The organism is Colwellia sp. Bg11-28 (assembly GCF_002836245.1).
Lineage (GTDB): Bacteria > Pseudomonadota > Gammaproteobacteria > Enterobacterales > Alteromonadaceae > Colwellia > Colwellia psychrerythraea_A.
Genome location: NZ_PJBA01000006.1, coordinates 1,194,637 through 1,213,193, shown reverse-complemented (window position 1 = coordinate 1,213,193; position 18,557 = coordinate 1,194,637). Strand labels below are relative to the sequence as shown.

Sequence of the window (18,557 nt, the reverse complement as noted above, 5' to 3'; positions counted from 1 at the left end):
TTTTGAAGTATTACTTTGCGATAACTTTTTAAATACGGGGTTATTAGCTTTCATGGTTGTCTCGCTTTGTCTTGTTATGAGCCATATTATGAGTCTTTTTAGGAATTTTTTTAGAAAGAGTGGATGATGATGATGAGTTGAGTAACCGTTTAATCTCATCTTCATATTGATTTATTTTACCGGTAAAAAAACCACTGTGACGATATTTAATCACACCATCACGGTTTATTAACATGCTTGTTGGCATGCCTTGAATAGAAAAATGTTTGGCTATAGTGCCTTTAGGGTCATAAAGAACAGCAAATGACGCGGGATTATCATGTAGAAATTGTTGAGCGTTCGTTTCATCGGCATCCAAATTTATACTGATTACAGTGAAACCTTGTTCCTTGTATTGCTGCTGAATTTTATTCATCCAAGGAAATGATTTAACACAGGGACCACACCATGATGCCCAAAAATCAATATATACCACCTTACCTTCTTGCTTTAGCAACGCCTGTTCTAGGGACTGTTGAGGACTATCCACTTGTTCTGCTGCAGTGGCAGAAGCAGTAAAAGCTATTAAAAATAAAACCAAAGCGAGTGTTTTTTTCATCGACATATCCCTAGATGCTATTCATATAATTATTTTTAACCGTTTTAATAAAAAACCTTAAAACTACTTAGTGCCAGTAGCTTAAGATAGTAAACTTAACTAAAACTTAAGAAAATTAATTTTCAAATGAAGCGTTAACTAATCAAGCCAAATAATGGCTATGCTTAAAATATTCGTCTTGCCTAAAGGCGTTTATAATTCTGAATCCTGCATCTTCAAGTGAAGTGGTTATATACCTTAGAAGTAAATTAACATTCCCTTAAAAATTACTTTTGTATATACTGAGCCGCCATGGTGATAATTAATGATTCGATTAGATAATGACTACTCATAAGGCTTTTGCTTTATTGTATTTTTTATTATGCTTTTGCTTTTTAAGTACAAGTTATGCTCAGCCTTGTTTAGCAGAAACTGACTTAACTAACGAATATAATTACCAATTTTCATTGGAAGAATCCCTTGAAGACACCGCCCTTTTAAACAGTAATTCCTATATAAAACCGTTTGACCACGCGACTCAGCTTTTTAAAGTCAAACCAGTAGAAAACCATATAAATCATACCTTGCCTTGCTGTAATCGTGGTCCCCCTTCGAATACCCTTATTAAACAGCAACCAATACTAGCTACCTAAACCACTTAGACATATGTGTTTCTAATTCGACCTGAAACGGGCATCTTCATGTGATTTTGGTATTAGCCCTAGCACTAAATTAGTAGCATAAAGGCTTAGTATTTTCTTTTTTTATTAAGCAGGTATTTCATTAACAATTAACTTGTTAAATACCCGTTAACAATTAAGATGCAAGTTTCAGAGTGGTTGAGCAACTTCAATTCAAAGCGCTATGATTCATAATGGTTTTTCAGGAGAATATGCTACTCATTCTCTAATAAGCTACGCTCATGTAGCATCATTATTAATCACAGTAACGATGGACTGATTTAACTCCCACTGAAATTCGCGTGAATGTTAACGAGTATCGAAGCCTCTTAACGCATTAGTAGCCCTTATCATGATTAATACTGTTATTCTCATCTTAGTTATCATCAGCTTTTTGATGATCATTACTGAAGACCTAATTCACATCAACAAAGCTAAAACCACACTTTTCTTTGGTACCCTTTGTTGGATTCTTGCTTTTATTTTTCCAATAAACAATAACCTAGCAAGTGAAACGACCCACCAACTTAACGAAAATCTACTTGAAATTGCCACCTTATGGTTGTTCCTAATGTCGGCAATGACTTTTGTTGCTTACTTAAACAGCAAAGGTTTTATTTCTGCACTAGTACAAAGAATATTACCTGAAAGGATATCTGAGCGTGGGTTAATGTTTGTCATTGCCATTTTTGCATTTGTCTTTTCCTCCTTTGCCGATAATGTTACTGCAACCTTAGTGTCTATTGCGGTGGTGATGAATTTACAATTAGAGGTAAAAAAACGATTAAAATATGCCACGTTAATTATATTTTCGGTTAACAGCGGTGGTGTTTCACTTATTACTGGTGATGTAACTACCTTGATGATATTTCTAGAAAATAAAGTGACTATTTCGAATCTACTCATTCTAATTTTACCTTCTTTTTTAGGCGTATTAACGTTAGCAAGTTTATTATCAATGAAACTATCCGGAGAAGTGAAATTAGCACAAACACGTATTAAGATTGCAAAATCCGATATCGTCATTGCACTCATATTTGTATTAACTATTTCAGGTACGCTACTCGCCAATGTACTATTTCATATTCCACCGGTATTAACTTTCTTGTTTGGTTTATCTATTATGTTTTTAGTTGCAAACCTATTACCTAATAAAAATAATCAAGATGCTTTAAATTATATAAGGGAAGTTGAATATGATGCCCTACTCTTCTTTTTAGGCGTGCTATTACTGGTAGGTATTTTAAAAGAAATTGGCGTACTTAATGGTTTTACTCAGCTATATCAATATTTACCTGCCATTACCGTAAACTATTTAGTTGGTTTCATGTCCTCTGTAATCGACAACGTGCCCTTAACGGCTGCGTTATTAAAATCAGGTGTTGATATGAAAATCACCGAGTGGTTAATGTTAACTTATGCAACTGGCGTTGGCGGTTCAATCCTAGTTATTGGCTCAGCCGCTGGGATTATCGCGATGAGTAAAGTTAAAGGGTTGAATTTCATTAGTTACTTACGAAATGCTATTTATTTAATTATTGCATATACCGTAGGTTATATTGGTGTTTATTTCGCAGCGAATTGGGCGCTCGCTTAACAATTACAGCCACTAAATTATCGTTATCCTCGCGGTTATAAATGGATATCAAAGCTTTTGTAAAATTGAGGTGTTTTAGTGGTTGTTACTTATTTAAGGTTCATATCGACCGAACAGTCAAACATGGTTTTAACAATAAATCGATAGGACAAGTGCATAACGAAAAGGCTCTGTTTAGTGGGAGTCGCCGCTTATACTTTATTGAAGGAAAACTCAGTTTTTTTAACTGAACGTAAATAACCGAAAAAGTTCTCCGTGAATAACTACGAGGCTAAATACTTATCGTATATTTTTTGGAACTCTCCACTTTCTTTTAAATACCTCAGTCCTAAATTAAAGTCGTCTCGTATTTGTTTGTCTCTAAATACTGGACGGTAATTCATTGGGTCTACTGTGATAAAATTATGCTCATCAACATCACTAATTTCTAATTCTTTCATTAACTCAATTTTATTAACAAAGTATTTGAAAATATAACGGTCACAGAGCACCACATCGAATCGCCCTAGTTGTAATAATTCAACTTGTTTTAATTGATCACTGACGCCAAAAAATCGGTTTTCTTTAACGACATTGTTTAACCAGTCGGGATATCGTTTTTCCGCGCCTTGAAAGGAAGCAACGTGAAGGGAGTCTAAGTCACTCGGTTTATTTATTGTAATATTTCTACTTTTAAGGGTAATAAAAATATTGTCATAAATAACGGCCGGATTCGCATAAAAACCATCCTTTAAATGAACGCCCATATCGCCCATCGCAGCATCGACCTGATTCTGACGAAAAGCGATAGGAACTCGACCTAAAGGAAAGTACAAAGGTTTTAGTGTATGTCCCTTATATGCCAAAGCAGCAGATATGATATCAATTTCAATCCCAGAATTACTTGTTTCAATAATATAAGGAGGGATCTCTTGGCTAAACGCCATTAAGACTTCGTGAGCGCTAGCTTTACTGCACATTAATCCACTGATAAAAAGAAAACAGTATTTGAGTAATTTAATTATTATTCCAAAAATTTATCACATGATACCTATAAGCAGTATATAGCAGTATATTGCTAATGATCAAACCCCATCAGCTAATGTGCAATTGAATTATGTATCCTATGACAAAGGCAAAAATACAATCTCACCTAACTATTCAAATAACTCAAATCAAGACTGCTCTTTACTGAAAATACACTATTCGCAAGAATATTATATAATTTATTGCTTATTTATCGAGCACTCATACAGTTTAGTGTAAAAACTTCACTTTTTGGGTTGATTTATTTGACCAACGTGGCACTGTGTACAGGCTGAATATGTATTCAGTCCACAATTCGATTCAAACAATAATTAAAGGAGTAGCGCTTCAATGTGTTCAATCTTTGGTATATTAGATATAAAAACAGGTGCTGATGCACTTCGTCCTACAGCGTTAGAATGTTCTCGTCTTTTACGTCACCGCGGTCCTGATTGGTCTGGAATTTATCACAGCGACAATGCCATATTAGTGCATGAACGTTTATCTATTGTTGATACTGAGCATGGTGCTCAACCTTTATACAATGGTGATAAAAGCAATGTACTTGCTGTTAACGGTGAGATTTATAACCACAAAGCATTAGCCAGTGCTTTAAACGTTGATTATGAATTTCAAACAGCCTCAGATTGTGAAGTTATTCTCCCTCTATATGAAGAATTTGGTGTTGAATTTGTTGACAAATTACAAGGTATGTTTGCCTTTATTGTGTACAACGAAAAAGATAACTCTTATTTAATAGCACGTGATCACATTGGTATTATTCCTTTGTACACGGGTTATGATAGTGAAGGTAACTTTTATGTTGCCTCAGAAATGAAAGCGTTAATGCCGATTTGTAAAACCGTTGAAGAATTTCCTCCTGGGCATATTCTTGATAGCCGTGTTGGGAAATTACAACAATATTACAAACGTAACTGGCAAGAATATGCCGCGATAAAAGATAATACCACTAGTACGACTAAAATTCGTGAAGCGTTAGAAGAGTCGGTTAAAAGTCATTTAATGACTGATGTACCTTATGGCGTATTGTTATCAGGTGGTTTAGATTCTTCACTCATTTCTGCGATTACGCAAAAATTTGCAGCTCGTCGTATTGAAGACAACGATTTAGCTGAAGCTTGGTGGCCAAAAGTACATTCATTTGCCTGTGGCCTTGCAGGTTCTCCTGATTTAATTGCAGCACAAACCGTCGCAGATAGTATTGGTACTATTCACCACAGTGTAGTGTTTACCGAACAAGAAGGTATTGATGCACTTAAAGAAGTTATTTATCACTTAGAAACCTATGATGTAACAACTATCCGTGCTTCTACGCCAATGTACTTAATGGCGCGTAAAATCAAAGCAATGGGTATTAAAATGGTACTTTCTGGTGAAGGTGCTGATGAAATATTTGGCGGATACTTGTACTTCCATAAAGCACCAAACGCACAAGAGTTCCATGAAGAGCTTAACCGTAAGCTTGATCGACTTCATAAATTTGATTGCTTACGGGCAAACAAATCAATGTCGGCTTGGGGCATTGAAGCGCGCGTACCATTTTTAGACAAAAACTTTATGGATGTTGCAATGCGCATCAACCCTGAAGATAAGTTGTGTGGCAATGGTAAAATGGAAAAAGCTATTTTACGTGAATCTTTTGAAGGTTACTTACCAAAAGAAATCTTATGGCGTCAAAAAGAGCAATTCTCAGACGGTGTAGGTTATTCTTGGATTGATGGTTTAAAAGCCCATGTTGAGTCACTTGTTACTGAACAACAGCTTGAAAATGCTCACATTAGATTCCCGGTAAATACACCTGATAACAAAGAAGGTTATTACTACCGTACTGTTTTTGAAGACAAATACCCATTAGCTACAGCTGCTGATTGTGTTATTGGCGGAAAATCTGTTGCTTGTAGTACAGAAGAAGCCTTAGCTTGGGATGAAAGCTTTCAAAATAACGCAGATCCATCGGGTCGTGCGGTACTCAGTGTACATAACGAGAGTTATTAATACTCTTTAGTAAGAAGATTGTTTTACAGTAAAAATAAAAAGCCGATAATTATTATTATCGGCTTTTTTAATGGCTAAAATTAGCTTTTGTTTACGCCATTGCTTTATTCAACTGATGGAACATCAATAGCAGAGAAAACCTTTTTACCTGCTACCCAAGTTTGTGATACCTGACTTTGCCAAATTGTGCTTTCAGGCATAGTCAGTAAGTCATCCGCAAGTAAAATGAAATCAGCTTTTTTACCGGCTTCTAAGCTGCCTATAAGCTTTTCTTGATGCCCCGCATATGCCGCATCAATGGTAAAGCTTCTTAATGCTTCAGTACGCGTCATTTTCTGGTCCGCATACCAGCCTCCGATAGGTAAATCTTTATGATCTTGTCTGGTAATTGAGGCATGTAAACCAAAGAATGGATTGGGTGATTCTACTGGAAAATCTGAGCCTGCGGCAATGATAGCATTACTATCAAGAAGCTTTCGCCACGCATAGGCACCTAATATTCGTTTTTCCCCCAGTCGAGTAACGGCCATATTTTTATCACTCGTGGCATGTGTCGCTTGCATCGAAGCAATAACATTAAGTGAGGAAAATCGAGAGATATCTTCTAAACGTAATACTTGAGCATGTTCTATTCTATGGCGTAATGCTTTAGTTTGGCTCTTTTGTATAGCCTGTTGGTAAAGATCTAATATCAATTTATTAGCATTATCACCAATCGCATGAGTATTAACTTGAAAACCAGCATTCATCGCAAAATCAATATAGTGCTGTAATGATTTTTTATCGTGTAACAACAAACCTTTGTGACCTGAGTGATCGCTGTAATCATTAATTAATGATGCACCTCGACTGCCTAATGCGCCATCTGCTTGAATTTTGACACTGTTAACAGCAAACATTTCATCTTCAGTCCTATAAGGTCCTTGTTCTAGTTGTTGCTGCCAATTTGTACTAGGTAGATACAACATACCATTAATACGAATAGTCATATTTCCTTCACTAGCAAGCGTCTTATATAACGCAATATCTTTTTGCTCAATACCAGCGTCATGTACACTGGTTAATCCTAAACTTGCTAATGAGTGCATTGCTCTTTTCAAAGCGATTTTATCTTCCATAGGCGATGGCGGAGTAATACTAGCAGTTATCAACGTCATTGCATTATCAATAAAAACGCCAGTAGGCAGACCATTTTTATCTTTTATGATATCCCCTCCTACCGGGGCTTTACTTGCTGATGTTATACCCGCCAACGCCATCGCTTTTGAATTCGCCCAGCCAGCATGACCATCAACTCGTCTGAGCCACACTGGTTTATTAGGAAATGCTTCATCTAAACTTTTCGCATTTGGATAGCTGTTATTTGACCATTGCACCTGATTCCAACCACGACCAAGGATCCAACTCATAGAGGGATTATCCTTGGCATAAGATATCGTGCGATTAACGGCATCAAGCTCTGAAGTAGCATTAACCAGATCCACACGTAATAAACTGTGTCCATAGCCAATAACATGCCCATGTGCATCAATTAGTCCCGGTAGCATCGTTTGACCTTGTCCATCTATAACAATTACACCTTTAGATGCAGGAAGTACTGCTCCAATCGGATATACTTTATTGATGATGTCATCAGTAAACGAAATTGCAGAAAATTGTGTGAGCGAATTGTCGGTGAAAGTATAGCCGTTAACGTTCTTTATCAACGTGGTTTGAGCCATCAGTTGTGAGCTAATAAGTAGCAAAGAAATAGCACTAATAAATTGAGGTTTTTTCATAATATTGCTCTTGTTATCATATTGTATTGTTTGTGTTTTATTGATATTTTTTACCTCATCTTAGCATGACGTTAAAATCAAACAAAAAAATTAAATGTTGAATACCCAATACTTTATTATTTACGTTAATGTTTGCACATGAAAGCAAAAATAAATCTCTCTTTGTACATTTATTACCTTAACGTCATAGAGTTAGTTAGGGTAAAATAAACCTCTTGTTTATATTCTACTGAAACATTTAAAGGTTATCGTGTGACTGAAAAACATTTAATTTGGGACTTACCCTTACGCATTTTTCATTGGGGTTTTGCCGCTACTATTTTAGCGGCCTGGTATACCGCTGAGCAAGGTGCTGATCTGGTTGAAATTCACATACAATTAGGTTTTGTTGCCTTAGCTTTAATTGCATTTCGGATTTTATGGGGATTAATTGGTCCTAAACATGCGCGATTCTCACAGTTTGTCCCCTCTCCAAAATCACTACTTTCATATTTACGAAGTCCAAATACCGCTAAGAGCACAGCGGGTCATAACCCACTGGGTGCTTTGATGGTAATTTTAATGATATTACTGATATCAGCACAAGCAATCAGCGGCTTATTCATTAATGATGATGTGTTTTCGTCAGGCCCTTATTACGGCAGTATCAGTAATGAATTAGAAAAGGTAATGAAATTTTTGCATCATAATACTTTTGATTTTATGATTGCCGCGATTGTTTTACATATCGCCGCTATCACTTTTTATTGGCGAGTAAAAAAAGAGAATTTAGTGCTGCCCATGATCACGGGTAAAAAGACAACAGCGCAAGTTAAATCTTCTGATGCTATCCCACATTCAAAGATTATTCTTGGTTGTATTGTTGCCGCTTGCTGTGTCATTTTTGTTTATTGGTTAGTGGTAATCAACGCACCTGTAATTGAAGAATTTTACTATTAGTTCCCTCAACTGAGTATTGCTAACATTTTATAATTTAAATAACGGCTATTAAGAAGGGATTATCAACTGCCTAATGGTTTTTGTTAATTGGTTATTGATAATGACCAATTCCATTAAGCAGTTTCAATGGGTACGGGTATATGCACTTTAAAAGTAGTGACGGTACTCAAGCTTAAACTCTTGAAAGCTTTTATTATCATGAGTATTGCTTTCAACACGATGAAAATTAGCTGAAAAGCGTACGCTGTCATTTTGTCCAAGTCCTACACTTTGCTCAACGCTCACTCGACTTCGCTGTGTTTGGTCAAACAAAAATTGATAATGTTCTGCATCAACTAACAACGTAGTTTTCGGCCAATAATATAGAAAACCTAACTGTAAACCGGGTGCAACTGCAGCGTAAGTATCAAGCTTTCGATTAAATTCAAGACGACCGGTAGCTAATAAAAACACATAACTATTTTCTAAAGGTTGATAACTGACTCCGCCACCGCCTGAGCCTTGAGTAACCAGCACTTCTTTATCCTTTGTCCATTGTTGTTCAACGCTAATATTCGCTTTCCAAGACCAAGGAGAAAAATAGTCATTCCTTGCAGATAAAGAAATGATATCTAGAAGTTCAGCTTTTTCAAGTTTCACATCGCCGCCTTCGTAAACCCTCACCATTGCATTCACCATATTTAATGACATACCCGTATAATAGCCTGAGATGGGATCTAACAAATCGTGATAGCTACCTCGGTATTTAATTTCTGCAAAGGATTTATCCAGGTTTTGTCCTAGACTGAAACCAAACATAGCGGTTTTATGACCTAAGTCAGGTCTGTGTGGTTGTTCAATCGGTATGTTTAATTTTGTTCGGTTTTCATTTAGACGTCTAAGCAATAAAAAACTTCGACGTGTAGTTTCTTTTGGTCGTCCATTGAAGGTATTTTGATAACGTAAGTAGCGATAGGCGCTATCAACAATACGTTGCTGCTGTTTTTTGTTAAGCTTGATAAATTCTTCGCTATTTAATACTTCAATTTCCTGAGATAACGCCAGTGCTAATTCATTTTCTTCAGTATTTAACATGGCTAATTGTGCTTTTAGCTCCGTTAAAATTGACGGACGGTAATTAGTTTCGGTTATTAAATTAGCCTCTTGCACTACCCTTACGGTATCTAATGGCATTGCTGTCACCGGAAAATTTTTGGCCAAGTTTAAACCAGGTCTTGCAACATCAAGTAGCTCCAACAAACGAAACGAACAGTTTTCATCAAAAAAATAATATTCAAAACTAATGCCTTGTAGCTCCCAAATATGAGCCAACATGGTATTTATTTCTTCTTGCGTTAAGTTTAATTTATATTCCCACAAGTCACGGTTTTCTAACCGACTATATTCTTTAATTTTTTCGAAATATGGGTTAGCCGCAAAGTATCCCGGATAACCACCGGTTAAGCCTCTTGCTGCATATAAAAAACCGCCCTCACCTTCAGGTACTGTGGCGCCAAAGTTTAATGCATAAGAAAGATAGGTTGAGTTTTGTTCAACATTATCGGGGTCAAAACGTAGAAAAGTATGACCATACATAGATGAAGGGCTATTTAATTGCGCTGAAGCAAACACTAAAACTACATTCGTCGTCTTTAGAGTGCTACGCCAGTCCAGATACTCCTGACAAACATAAGGTTTAACTTCTTCACGAAGACCTTTGACATTATTAAATAAAAATAATGTTCTTGCTGGGAATTTACATTGTATTTCATCCCGCTTTTTTAGTGACGCTATTGTCGCTAATAATTCATTTTCTGGATTTTTTGCACCATCTATCGCTAAAAAGAAACTTACATCATCAACGTAGCTTTCAAGTTCATCAGCTTCAGTTTGTAAATTTATATGTAACAATGCACGCCATTGCTCTGTTTTAGCCAACTGAGTAATATTTTTATGTGGTTGCGAATTAGCTTTTGAAGAGATTAAAAAAAGTAATATTATTGAGAGAAGGACAACTTTGAATTTCATAGATTATATTTAATAGGAATAGAGATAGTGAGTTAACTTAACGAAAAATAGAAAAGTAATATAATTAAAAAAGGCCACCTACAGTAGCCTTTTATCATCGATAGCAGTTAATACTATACGGTGTATTTAACTAAAGTCGCATCATTTTTCATTAAAGAAAACATTGAGCTTACTACATGTTCTGTTGTTGCTTCTTCTGAAGGGAATAATGTATTAAAGTTATTATGTAACGTTGATTTGAATAAAGCCCGATCTGCTTCTGCAACACCTAAAGAAACGGCAACAGCAGTTATTGCTTCACCATCACCGCGAGCAACATCTTCACTGAATTCGTCCATAATCATACTAACATCAATCATTTCCTTACCGCCGTAAGTCAATGTGCCTTTAGTTGAACAACCATTAGAACCGAATGACATACCAAAAGTATTGTTACCAGTTGACGTGTTAGTTGTAGCAGCAAGAACATGGCTTGGAGTACCCGATTGACCAGCAAAAAGCATATTACCCCAACCACAAGATTGACTACCAGGTGCATCTGCTAGTGCAGAAGTAGATATTAATAATGTTGATGCTATTAAAAGTTTTTTCATAATAAATCCCTATAAAGTTATGTTAAATAATACTTATTTAAAAAATAGAAGCTATTCCAGTCTAATACATATATTTACATAATTCTAGAGTAAAACTGCAAATTTCCTTAAGCTATTTCTCTCTTAAAATAATAGCCCATTTAGCTATTTCATATATATTTTTTAATCGTAAATTAGCCATAATAAAAAAGCCTTTAACTGTGTTAAAGGCTTTTAAAATAGTAACTTTTATTTAATAACTACGCGTGTAATTATTCTTCTTTAAAGTCATCATGACAACCACCACAGGTTTTACCAACGCCACCAATAGCTTTTTTAATTTCACTTTCATTATTAGATTTAGCAGCAATAATTAATTTAGAAGAAGCGACTGTTAATAGGTCGATATTTTTACTGAAATGTTCAGGTTCTTGCCAAATTTTAGCTAAAGCTTCTGTTTTTACATCAAACTTAGAGGTATCAGTACGAGTATAATCAGCAATCATTAAAGATAATTGATTTATGCGTATTGCATTTTTTTCGACAACTTTAGCATCAAGTGGAATTTTTCCTTTCGCCATCGCGCCTAATGGCCCCATGTTTCCACCTAATAATTTAAACACTGATTGACGTAACTCAGTTGCATAAACAGCATGTTTTTCAGAACTTGCTGGCTGCGCCAAACTTGCCGTAGCAACCACTAAACTGGTAGAAATTGTTAACGCTAAAACACTTTTTTTCAGGAAACTCATTGATATACTCTCTGTTAATAATTATTGTTTATTCCTTTTGTCCGGCTAGTCTAGCCTACTGGCTCACTACAGCAAGTAAGAACTTGTAACAAAAGGATAATATTCGACATAATACATAAAGACTTGCCGTTAAAACCTGTTATAGACCATTCACAATTTCTTTAACTAAAGGTGGTCCTTGATAAATAAAGCCAGTGTAGACTTGCACCAAACTTGCGCCCGCTTCAAGTTTTTCATTGGCATCATCACTTGATGCTATGCCGCCCACCCCGATAATAGGTAATTTATTATTAAGCGCTTCACTGAGTAATTTAATGACTAGAGTACTTTTCTCTTTAACCGGTTGACCACTTAAACCACCCTGCTCAGTGCCAAATTCAAGACCTTCAACACCTTCACGACTTAAGGTAGTATTCGTCGCAATAACGCCATCTATACCATTATCAATTAAAGATTTAGCGATCGATTTCACTTCATCACCCGTTAAATCAGGCGCAATTTTAACGGCGAGCGGTATATACTTGCCGTATTTTTCAGTAAGTATGGTCTGCTCTGCTTTTAACGCGGCCAATAGTTCATTTAATGCATCTCCATATTGCAGTGAACGCAAGCCAGGCGTGTTTGGAGACGATATATTCACCGTGATATAAGTGGCTAAGTCGTAGACTTTTCGCATACAGTGAAGGTAATCATCTTTAGCATTTTCTTCAGGGGTATCTTTGTTCTTACCAATATTAATACCCAAAATGCCTTTAAAGTTTGCCGCTTGTACTTGCGATACTAAGTAATCCACCCCCTTATTATTAAAGCCCATGCGATTTATTACTGCATTAGCCTCTGGCAAACGAAAAATACGCGGCTTATCATTACCTGGTTGCGGTCGTGGTGTTACTGTGCCCACCTCTACGAAACCAAACCCCATCGCGTCAAAGGCATTAATACACTCACCATTTTTATCAAGTCCTGCCGCTAGACCAACAGGATTTGGGAAATTGATACCCATAACAGTTAATGGTTTGTCTTGCACAGTTTGCTTATAAAAGGCATTAAACGGTGACTTCCCCGTACTCTTCAAACCCTTTATGGTTAATTCATGGATGGTTTCAGCATCAAACTGAAAAAGTACTTTACGAATGGCTGGATAAAACATAATGCCTCGGTTTGTTTACGAATAATAAAAATAAAAAATCCCCGCTAAGCGAGGATTTTATCAGTTAACTCTAACATTACAATATGCTAGCTTTGATTGGCCAAAATAAATTTACGTCAATGTTTTTTTGACGTTTATTTTGGTGATACAGGCTGGCAATTTAAGCTTAATAACATTAATTCACGTAAGGCTACTGAGAATTTAGCAAAATCATGAGACTGACCAATTTTAAAGTCAGCTAAAATATGCTTCCAGCGCTCTAGTGGTTGTTCATTAGTATCAATCCACACGGTAAGCAACTGTTCTAAATCCGCAAATTGCGCATCACATTGACAGCGCAATACAACCGAAGTTAAAGAACGCTGTTGCCAATCTAACTCTTCTCTAAAGGATGCACGAGCAAGTGCTTGCCAGTGGTTTGCAACGGGTTGGCGAGTAATTTGATCTAAGAACCAATGTAACTCTAAACGAGCGCCAAGCTTAAAGTACAAGCTGGCAGCTTGTTCTACAGTACAATTATTTTCATGGGCTATTTCTGCAATATCCATAGTCGAGAATAAAGTACTTAATTGAGAAACTCGTTTTGCAATAACTTTAGGAACGCCTGACTCAACTAAGTCACTCGCCACTCGCTCTAAAGCTTCAATTTCTTCACTGATCATAAAGCTTGCTAACTGCTCAGATATGATAGCAAACGTTGGTTGATACAAAGTAATTGACTCTGCAATCGACAACGATTTATTACGATGACGCAAGAACCATCGAGTCACACGTCGAACTGTTCTACGATACTGGTACAACATTTCGGTTTGAATAGCAGTAGATATTTGATTATCTAATACTTCAATTTGATTCCAAAACTCTCCTAGCTCAAATACGGCACTGGCAATAGTATAAGCATTAGCTATTTCAGCAATACTTGCTCCCGTTTCTTCTTGCATGCGGTTAACAAAATTAAAGCCCATATCGTTACCAATTTTATTGGCAAGTTTAGTGGCTATAATTTCTGCACGTAATGGATGCTGTTGCATTTCATTTTGATATTTTTCGCGTAACTGTTTAGGAAACGCTTCAATAAGTAAACTATTATGATAAGGGTTATCTGTAATTTCAACATGGACGAAATCATCTTTGAGAACCATTTTACTATAAGCAAGTAATACAGAGAGTTCTGGACGTGTTAACCCATGACCTTGTGCTAACCTATCAGCAATTTCTTCATCATCAGGAATAAACTCTAAACCACGGTTTAATTTACCTGCTCTTTCAAGTTCATGGATAAAGCGAACTTGTTCTTTTAACTGATTCACGCCACGCATTGCTGTAATAGATAATGAATGTGTTTGGCGATAACAATCTTCAATAACAATATCACCGACTTCATCAGTCATATCAGCAAGAAGTTTATTACGTTGCTTAATAGTTAAGTCACCATTTTGTACCAAACTATTTAGCAATATTTTAATGTTTACTTCGTTATCTGAGCAATCAACTCCACCAGCATTATCAACGGCGTCAGTGTTAATACGACCGCCATTGGCAGCATACTCAATGCGTCCTAATTGAGTTAAACCTAAGTTACCACCCTCACCGACAACTTTGGCTTGCAAGTCAGTACCGTTGATTCGTAAATTATCATTAGCTCTGTCACCCACTTCTAAGTGTGATTCTTTGCTACTTTTAACGTAAGTACCGATACCACCGTTCCAAAGTAAATCAACTTTCATTGTTAGTAACGCTTGCATTAAATCAGTAGGCGCCATGCTCTGTTTTTGCGTACCAATCATTTTCTTAATTTCAGGGGTAAGCTTGATAGATTTAACATGACGACTGAAAATGCCACCGCCTTTAGAAATTAGCTCTTTATTGTAATCTTCCCAAGTACAACCGGCTAAATTGAATAAGCGTTCACGTTCTACATACGAACTTGCGGCTTCAGGGCTTGGGTCAATGAAAATATGCATATGGTTAAATGCAGCTTGTAAACGAATATGTTTTGATAACAACATACCATTGCCAAATACATCTCCCGCCATGTCGCCAATAGCAATACAGGTAAAATCAGAACTTTGACAATCAATGTCCATTTCTCTGAAATGACGTTTCACAGACTCCCATGCACCTTTGGCTGTAATACCCATAGCTTTATGGTCATAACCAACACTGCCACCTGAGGCAAAGGCATCGCCCAACCAGAAGTTATATTCATCAGATATAGCATTAGCAACATCTGAGAACGTTGCTGTGCCTTTATCAGCGGCAACAACTAAGTAAGCATCATCTTCATCTAAACGTACGACATCTTTTGGTGGAACTATTTCACCGCCAACAATATTGTCAGTAATATCGAGTAAGGCGCGAATAAAGGTGCGGTAACACTCTTTACCTGCTTCAAAGATTTCTTGACGAGAGCCATTAGGTAGTTGCTTACATACAAAACCACCTTTAGCGCCAACAGGAACAATAACGCTGTTTTTAACTTGTTGCGCTTTAACTAAACCAAGTACTTCAGTACGGAAATCTTCACTTCTGTCTGACCAACGTAAACCACCACGAGCAACTTTACCACCACGTAAATGTACACCTTCAATTTGTGGAGAATAGACAAAAATTTCAAATTTTGGCACAGGTTGTGGCATTTCACTTATTTGCTCAGGCAATATTTTAAATGAAATATATGATTTATCACCTTTAACAGGATCTGCTTGAAAATAGTTAGTACGGATAGTGGCATTAATCATTTCAACAAAACGTCGAATTATGCGGTCATCATCTAAGTTAGCGACGTTATCAAGTGAACTTTCAATTTCAGCTAATAATTTATTCGTTGTTTTCTCTTTCGCAATGGCTGTTGCTTTACTCTTTGGATCAAAACGCAAAGTAAATAGTTTAATCAACTGTTCAGCAATTTCAGGGTAACGTGAGAAAGTATTTTCAATGTAGCTTTGGCTAAAGCGACCCGCAATTTGGCGGTCATACTTAGCAAAGGCTCGTAAAATAGAGACTGCACGTCCTTCAATACCAGCACCTAAAATAAGACGGTTAAAACCATCGTCTTCTAAGTCACCATGCCAAACTTTGGCAAAAGCATCTTGGAACAGCGTTCTAACTTTATAGACATCAAATTTCCCTTCACCTGTTAGGTACATTGAAAAATCTAAAATCCAACTCGCTTCATCTTCTGTTGTTTTAATCGCATAAGGTCTTTCACCGATAACACGTAAACCAAAGTTTTCCAACATAGGTAACACATCACTTAAGTGAATAGGTTCGCCTTTATGGAATAATTTTAACTTAACAAAACGGCTATCCGGTTTTTCTTCAAGCGGTTGATAGAAAAGCATTTCTAGCTCATTGTCAGCATTGATATTTTCAAGCTTCTCAATATCTACAATAGCTGAGCCTGGTAATACTTCATCTTTATACGCTTGTGGAAATTTAACGTACTTACGGCTTAATGCTTTCGCTGCAGCTTCACCACGATTAGCCCCTAAAGCACTGACTAACTTATCATCCCAGTTACGAGCCGCTTCATTTAAATTCTTTTCAATTTCTTTCACGTCTATATCTGCTTTCGTTGAGTTCACTCGAACAATATAATGGGTTCTTGCATGAACCGATTCTGAGAAGAAGGTAGTGAATTCGACTTCTTCATTGCTATTAAACACTTCTTGCAATAATTTTTGCGTATCCATACGTAGCTGGGTGTTATAACGCTCTCTTGGAACATACACCATGCACGAGTAGAAACGATCAAAGGTATCGCGACGAACAAACAACCCGGTATAATCACGTTCCTGCATCTGCAAGATACCCGTTACATTATGAAGTAACTCATCTACAGAAGACTGTAATATCTCATCTCTTGGATACGTTTCTAATATATTAATCAACGCTTTATAATTATGAGTTCCTTTTGCAAAAGGAGACGCTTTACAAACAGACATTACTTTAGAGTTGATAAAGGGCAAATCTAACGCACTATTAGTGTAATAAGCAGAGCCGAAAAGCCCGATAAAGCGTTCTTCACCAACAACATTGCCTTTATCATCAAAACGTTTAACACCAATATAATCTAACTGGGCGGGACGATGAACACGTGAACTAGAGTTAGTTTTAGTCAAAATAAGATGATTTTGATCTAGAGCTACTTTACGCCCAGTCTCACTTAAGCTAGATACTAAGCGAGATTTAGAACCTTGCGAGTTTTTCATCAAACCAAGGCTTGATTCAACATTCGCTTCTAATGAAATATCTCCCTTAACGGCTTTAACGTCGTATGAACGATAACCCATCAAGGTAAAGTTATTCTCTGAAATCCAATTTAAGAAACTTAAAGTATCTTCTTTATCCGTTTTGAGTCCTGGATATTTACCTTTCTTAACATCAGCAATAACCTTGTTTAAACAAGTTAACATTGGTTTCCAATCACTGACTGTTAAACGAATGTCTTCTACAACAGAGAGTAAGGCAGTTTTGATCGCGTCTAACTCGTCTTGACTTGATTGACGGTCAATTTCGATTAAAAACACAGTCTCTTCTGAACTTGCTTTGACTTTACTGTCAACAATAGGTGCTAATTCAATTACTTCGTGCTTTTTATCACGAGTAATTTTAAGGGGAGCATTTAACATTAAATGCGGCGACACGCCTAAGCGATTTAAGGCTATGCGGATAGAATCGACTAAAAAAGGCATATCCTGAATTATCACTTCAATAATCGTATGGCTAGATTTCCAACCATTTCTACTTACTGAAGGATTAAAAACATGAATAACAGGAGCATCATCTTTATGCTCATTAAGTGAACTCCATAAACTAAGCACCGCACCATACATATCACTTTCATTACGATGGTCGAGATCTAAAGATGACAAGTTTCCGTACAATAAATTAGCAAACTGCTCTACTAAGGGAGCTGTTTTGTCGTTTACTTTTTGCTGGATAAGTTGTGCAACATTGCTAAGTATAACCGAGGGTGAACCGTTTACTAACGCCATGGATGTTCCCTTTTAAAAAAAGCTTAAATAATTGATTTTTGGTTTTGATAAAGTTTATGCTTTCGACCAAAGCAGTCGTAAGAATAACCTTTATACTTTATATTTTTATATAATGTCTATCAGAATAGACTATCCATCGGATTTTATGAATAAATTTAGGCTTTTGCGAGTGTTATTTTGTATTTTAGTGAGTTAATTCTTAAGGGATGTAGCAGTAAACGAACCGTTTATTTTACAGTTAATTATGTTTATGCAGTTATCATAAATAGATACTGGTTAAACAGCTTTTTTATTGTTTATTTATGCAATATAGCCAAATTTTTTTTATTTAATTTTAGCAAAAAAAAAACACTTAATTATACGGTTAAGTATTTAATTAAGTGCTTTTTGTCATGTAAAGTAAAATTGTAAATGTTGAACGCTGCTATATAACAACTTAGTGGCAACATTTTATATTAGCATTGATGTCCTCAGCGAAAACTAT

11 protein-coding genes are annotated in these 18,557 nt (G+C 36.3%); 3 read left to right on the top strand and 8 right to left on the bottom strand.

Going from position 1 to position 18,557, the window contains the following annotated elements; translation table 11 throughout:
• Positions 1-43: 43 nt before the first annotated feature.
• Complete coding sequence (locus CXF79_RS12375) at positions 44-598, bottom strand: TlpA disulfide reductase family protein (protein WP_101155234.1); 555 nt, start codon at positions 596-598, stop codon at positions 44-46.
• A gap of 1,011 nt (positions 599-1,609) precedes the next feature.
• Here CXF79_RS12375 and nhaD point away from each other — a divergent pair.
• Positions 1,610-2,854 (top strand): sodium:proton antiporter NhaD, encoded by a 1,245-nt coding sequence (nhaD, locus tag CXF79_RS12365; protein ID WP_011043598.1) that lies wholly within the window; start codon positions 1,610-1,612, stop codon positions 2,852-2,854.
• Positions 2,855-3,117: 263 nt separating this feature from the next.
• Here the strand turns inward: nhaD and CXF79_RS12360 are convergent, their stop codons facing one another.
• Entirely contained in the window at positions 3,118-3,813 is a 696-nt protein-coding gene (locus tag CXF79_RS12360; RefSeq protein ID WP_011043599.1) for a substrate-binding periplasmic protein, read from the bottom strand.
• 397 nt (positions 3,814-4,210) lie between these two features.
• Here CXF79_RS12360 and asnB point away from each other — a divergent pair, with 397 nt between their 5' ends.
• Positions 4,211-5,875, top strand: coding sequence for an asparagine synthase B (gene asnB / locus CXF79_RS12355; RefSeq protein ID WP_011043600.1), 1,665 nt, complete (start codon positions 4,211-4,213; stop codon positions 5,873-5,875).
• A 104-nt stretch (positions 5,876-5,979) separates the two neighbouring features.
• Here asnB and CXF79_RS12350 read toward each other — a convergent pair whose 3' ends face one another.
• Positions 5,980-7,653, bottom strand: a complete 1,674-nt coding sequence (locus CXF79_RS12350; protein WP_101155230.1) for an amidohydrolase — start codon at positions 7,651-7,653, stop codon at positions 5,980-5,982.
• A gap of 252 nt (positions 7,654-7,905) precedes the next feature.
• On the opposite strand from CXF79_RS12350, the gene CXF79_RS12345 reads away from it, so the two are divergent.
• Positions 7,906-8,592 (top strand): cytochrome b/b6 domain-containing protein, encoded by a 687-nt coding sequence (locus tag CXF79_RS12345; RefSeq protein ID WP_101155228.1) that lies wholly within the window; start codon positions 7,906-7,908, stop codon positions 8,590-8,592.
• Between the two features lie 147 nt (positions 8,593-8,739).
• Here the strand turns inward: CXF79_RS12345 and CXF79_RS12340 are convergent, their stop codons facing one another.
• From CXF79_RS12340 to CXF79_RS12320, 5 genes are all read right to left on the bottom strand, one after another.
• Positions 8,740-10,599 carry an Lnb N-terminal periplasmic domain-containing protein gene (locus CXF79_RS12340; RefSeq protein WP_101155226.1) on the bottom strand — a complete coding sequence of 620 codons (1,860 nt, stop codon included), beginning with the start codon at positions 10,597-10,599 and terminating at the stop codon, positions 8,740-8,742.
• 113 nt (positions 10,600-10,712) lie between these two features.
• A complete protein-coding gene (locus CXF79_RS12335; protein WP_101155224.1) occupies positions 10,713-11,192 on the bottom strand; it encodes a DUF3015 family protein in 480 nt (159 codons plus the stop codon).
• Positions 11,193-11,443: 251 nt separating this feature from the next.
• Positions 11,444-11,923: a c-type cytochrome gene (locus CXF79_RS12330; protein ID WP_011043605.1), complete on the bottom strand. Its 480-nt coding sequence runs from the start codon at positions 11,921-11,923 to the stop codon at positions 11,444-11,446.
• Positions 11,924-12,062: 139 nt separating this feature from the next.
• Entirely contained in the window at positions 12,063-13,073 is a 1,011-nt protein-coding gene (pyrD, locus tag CXF79_RS12325) for a quinone-dependent dihydroorotate dehydrogenase (RefSeq protein WP_101155222.1), read from the bottom strand.
• A gap of 134 nt (positions 13,074-13,207) precedes the next feature.
• Positions 13,208-18,073, bottom strand: coding sequence for an NAD-glutamate dehydrogenase (locus CXF79_RS12320; RefSeq protein WP_011043608.1), 4,866 nt, complete (start codon positions 18,071-18,073; stop codon positions 13,208-13,210).
• Between the last annotated feature and the right edge of the window lie 484 nt (positions 18,074-18,557).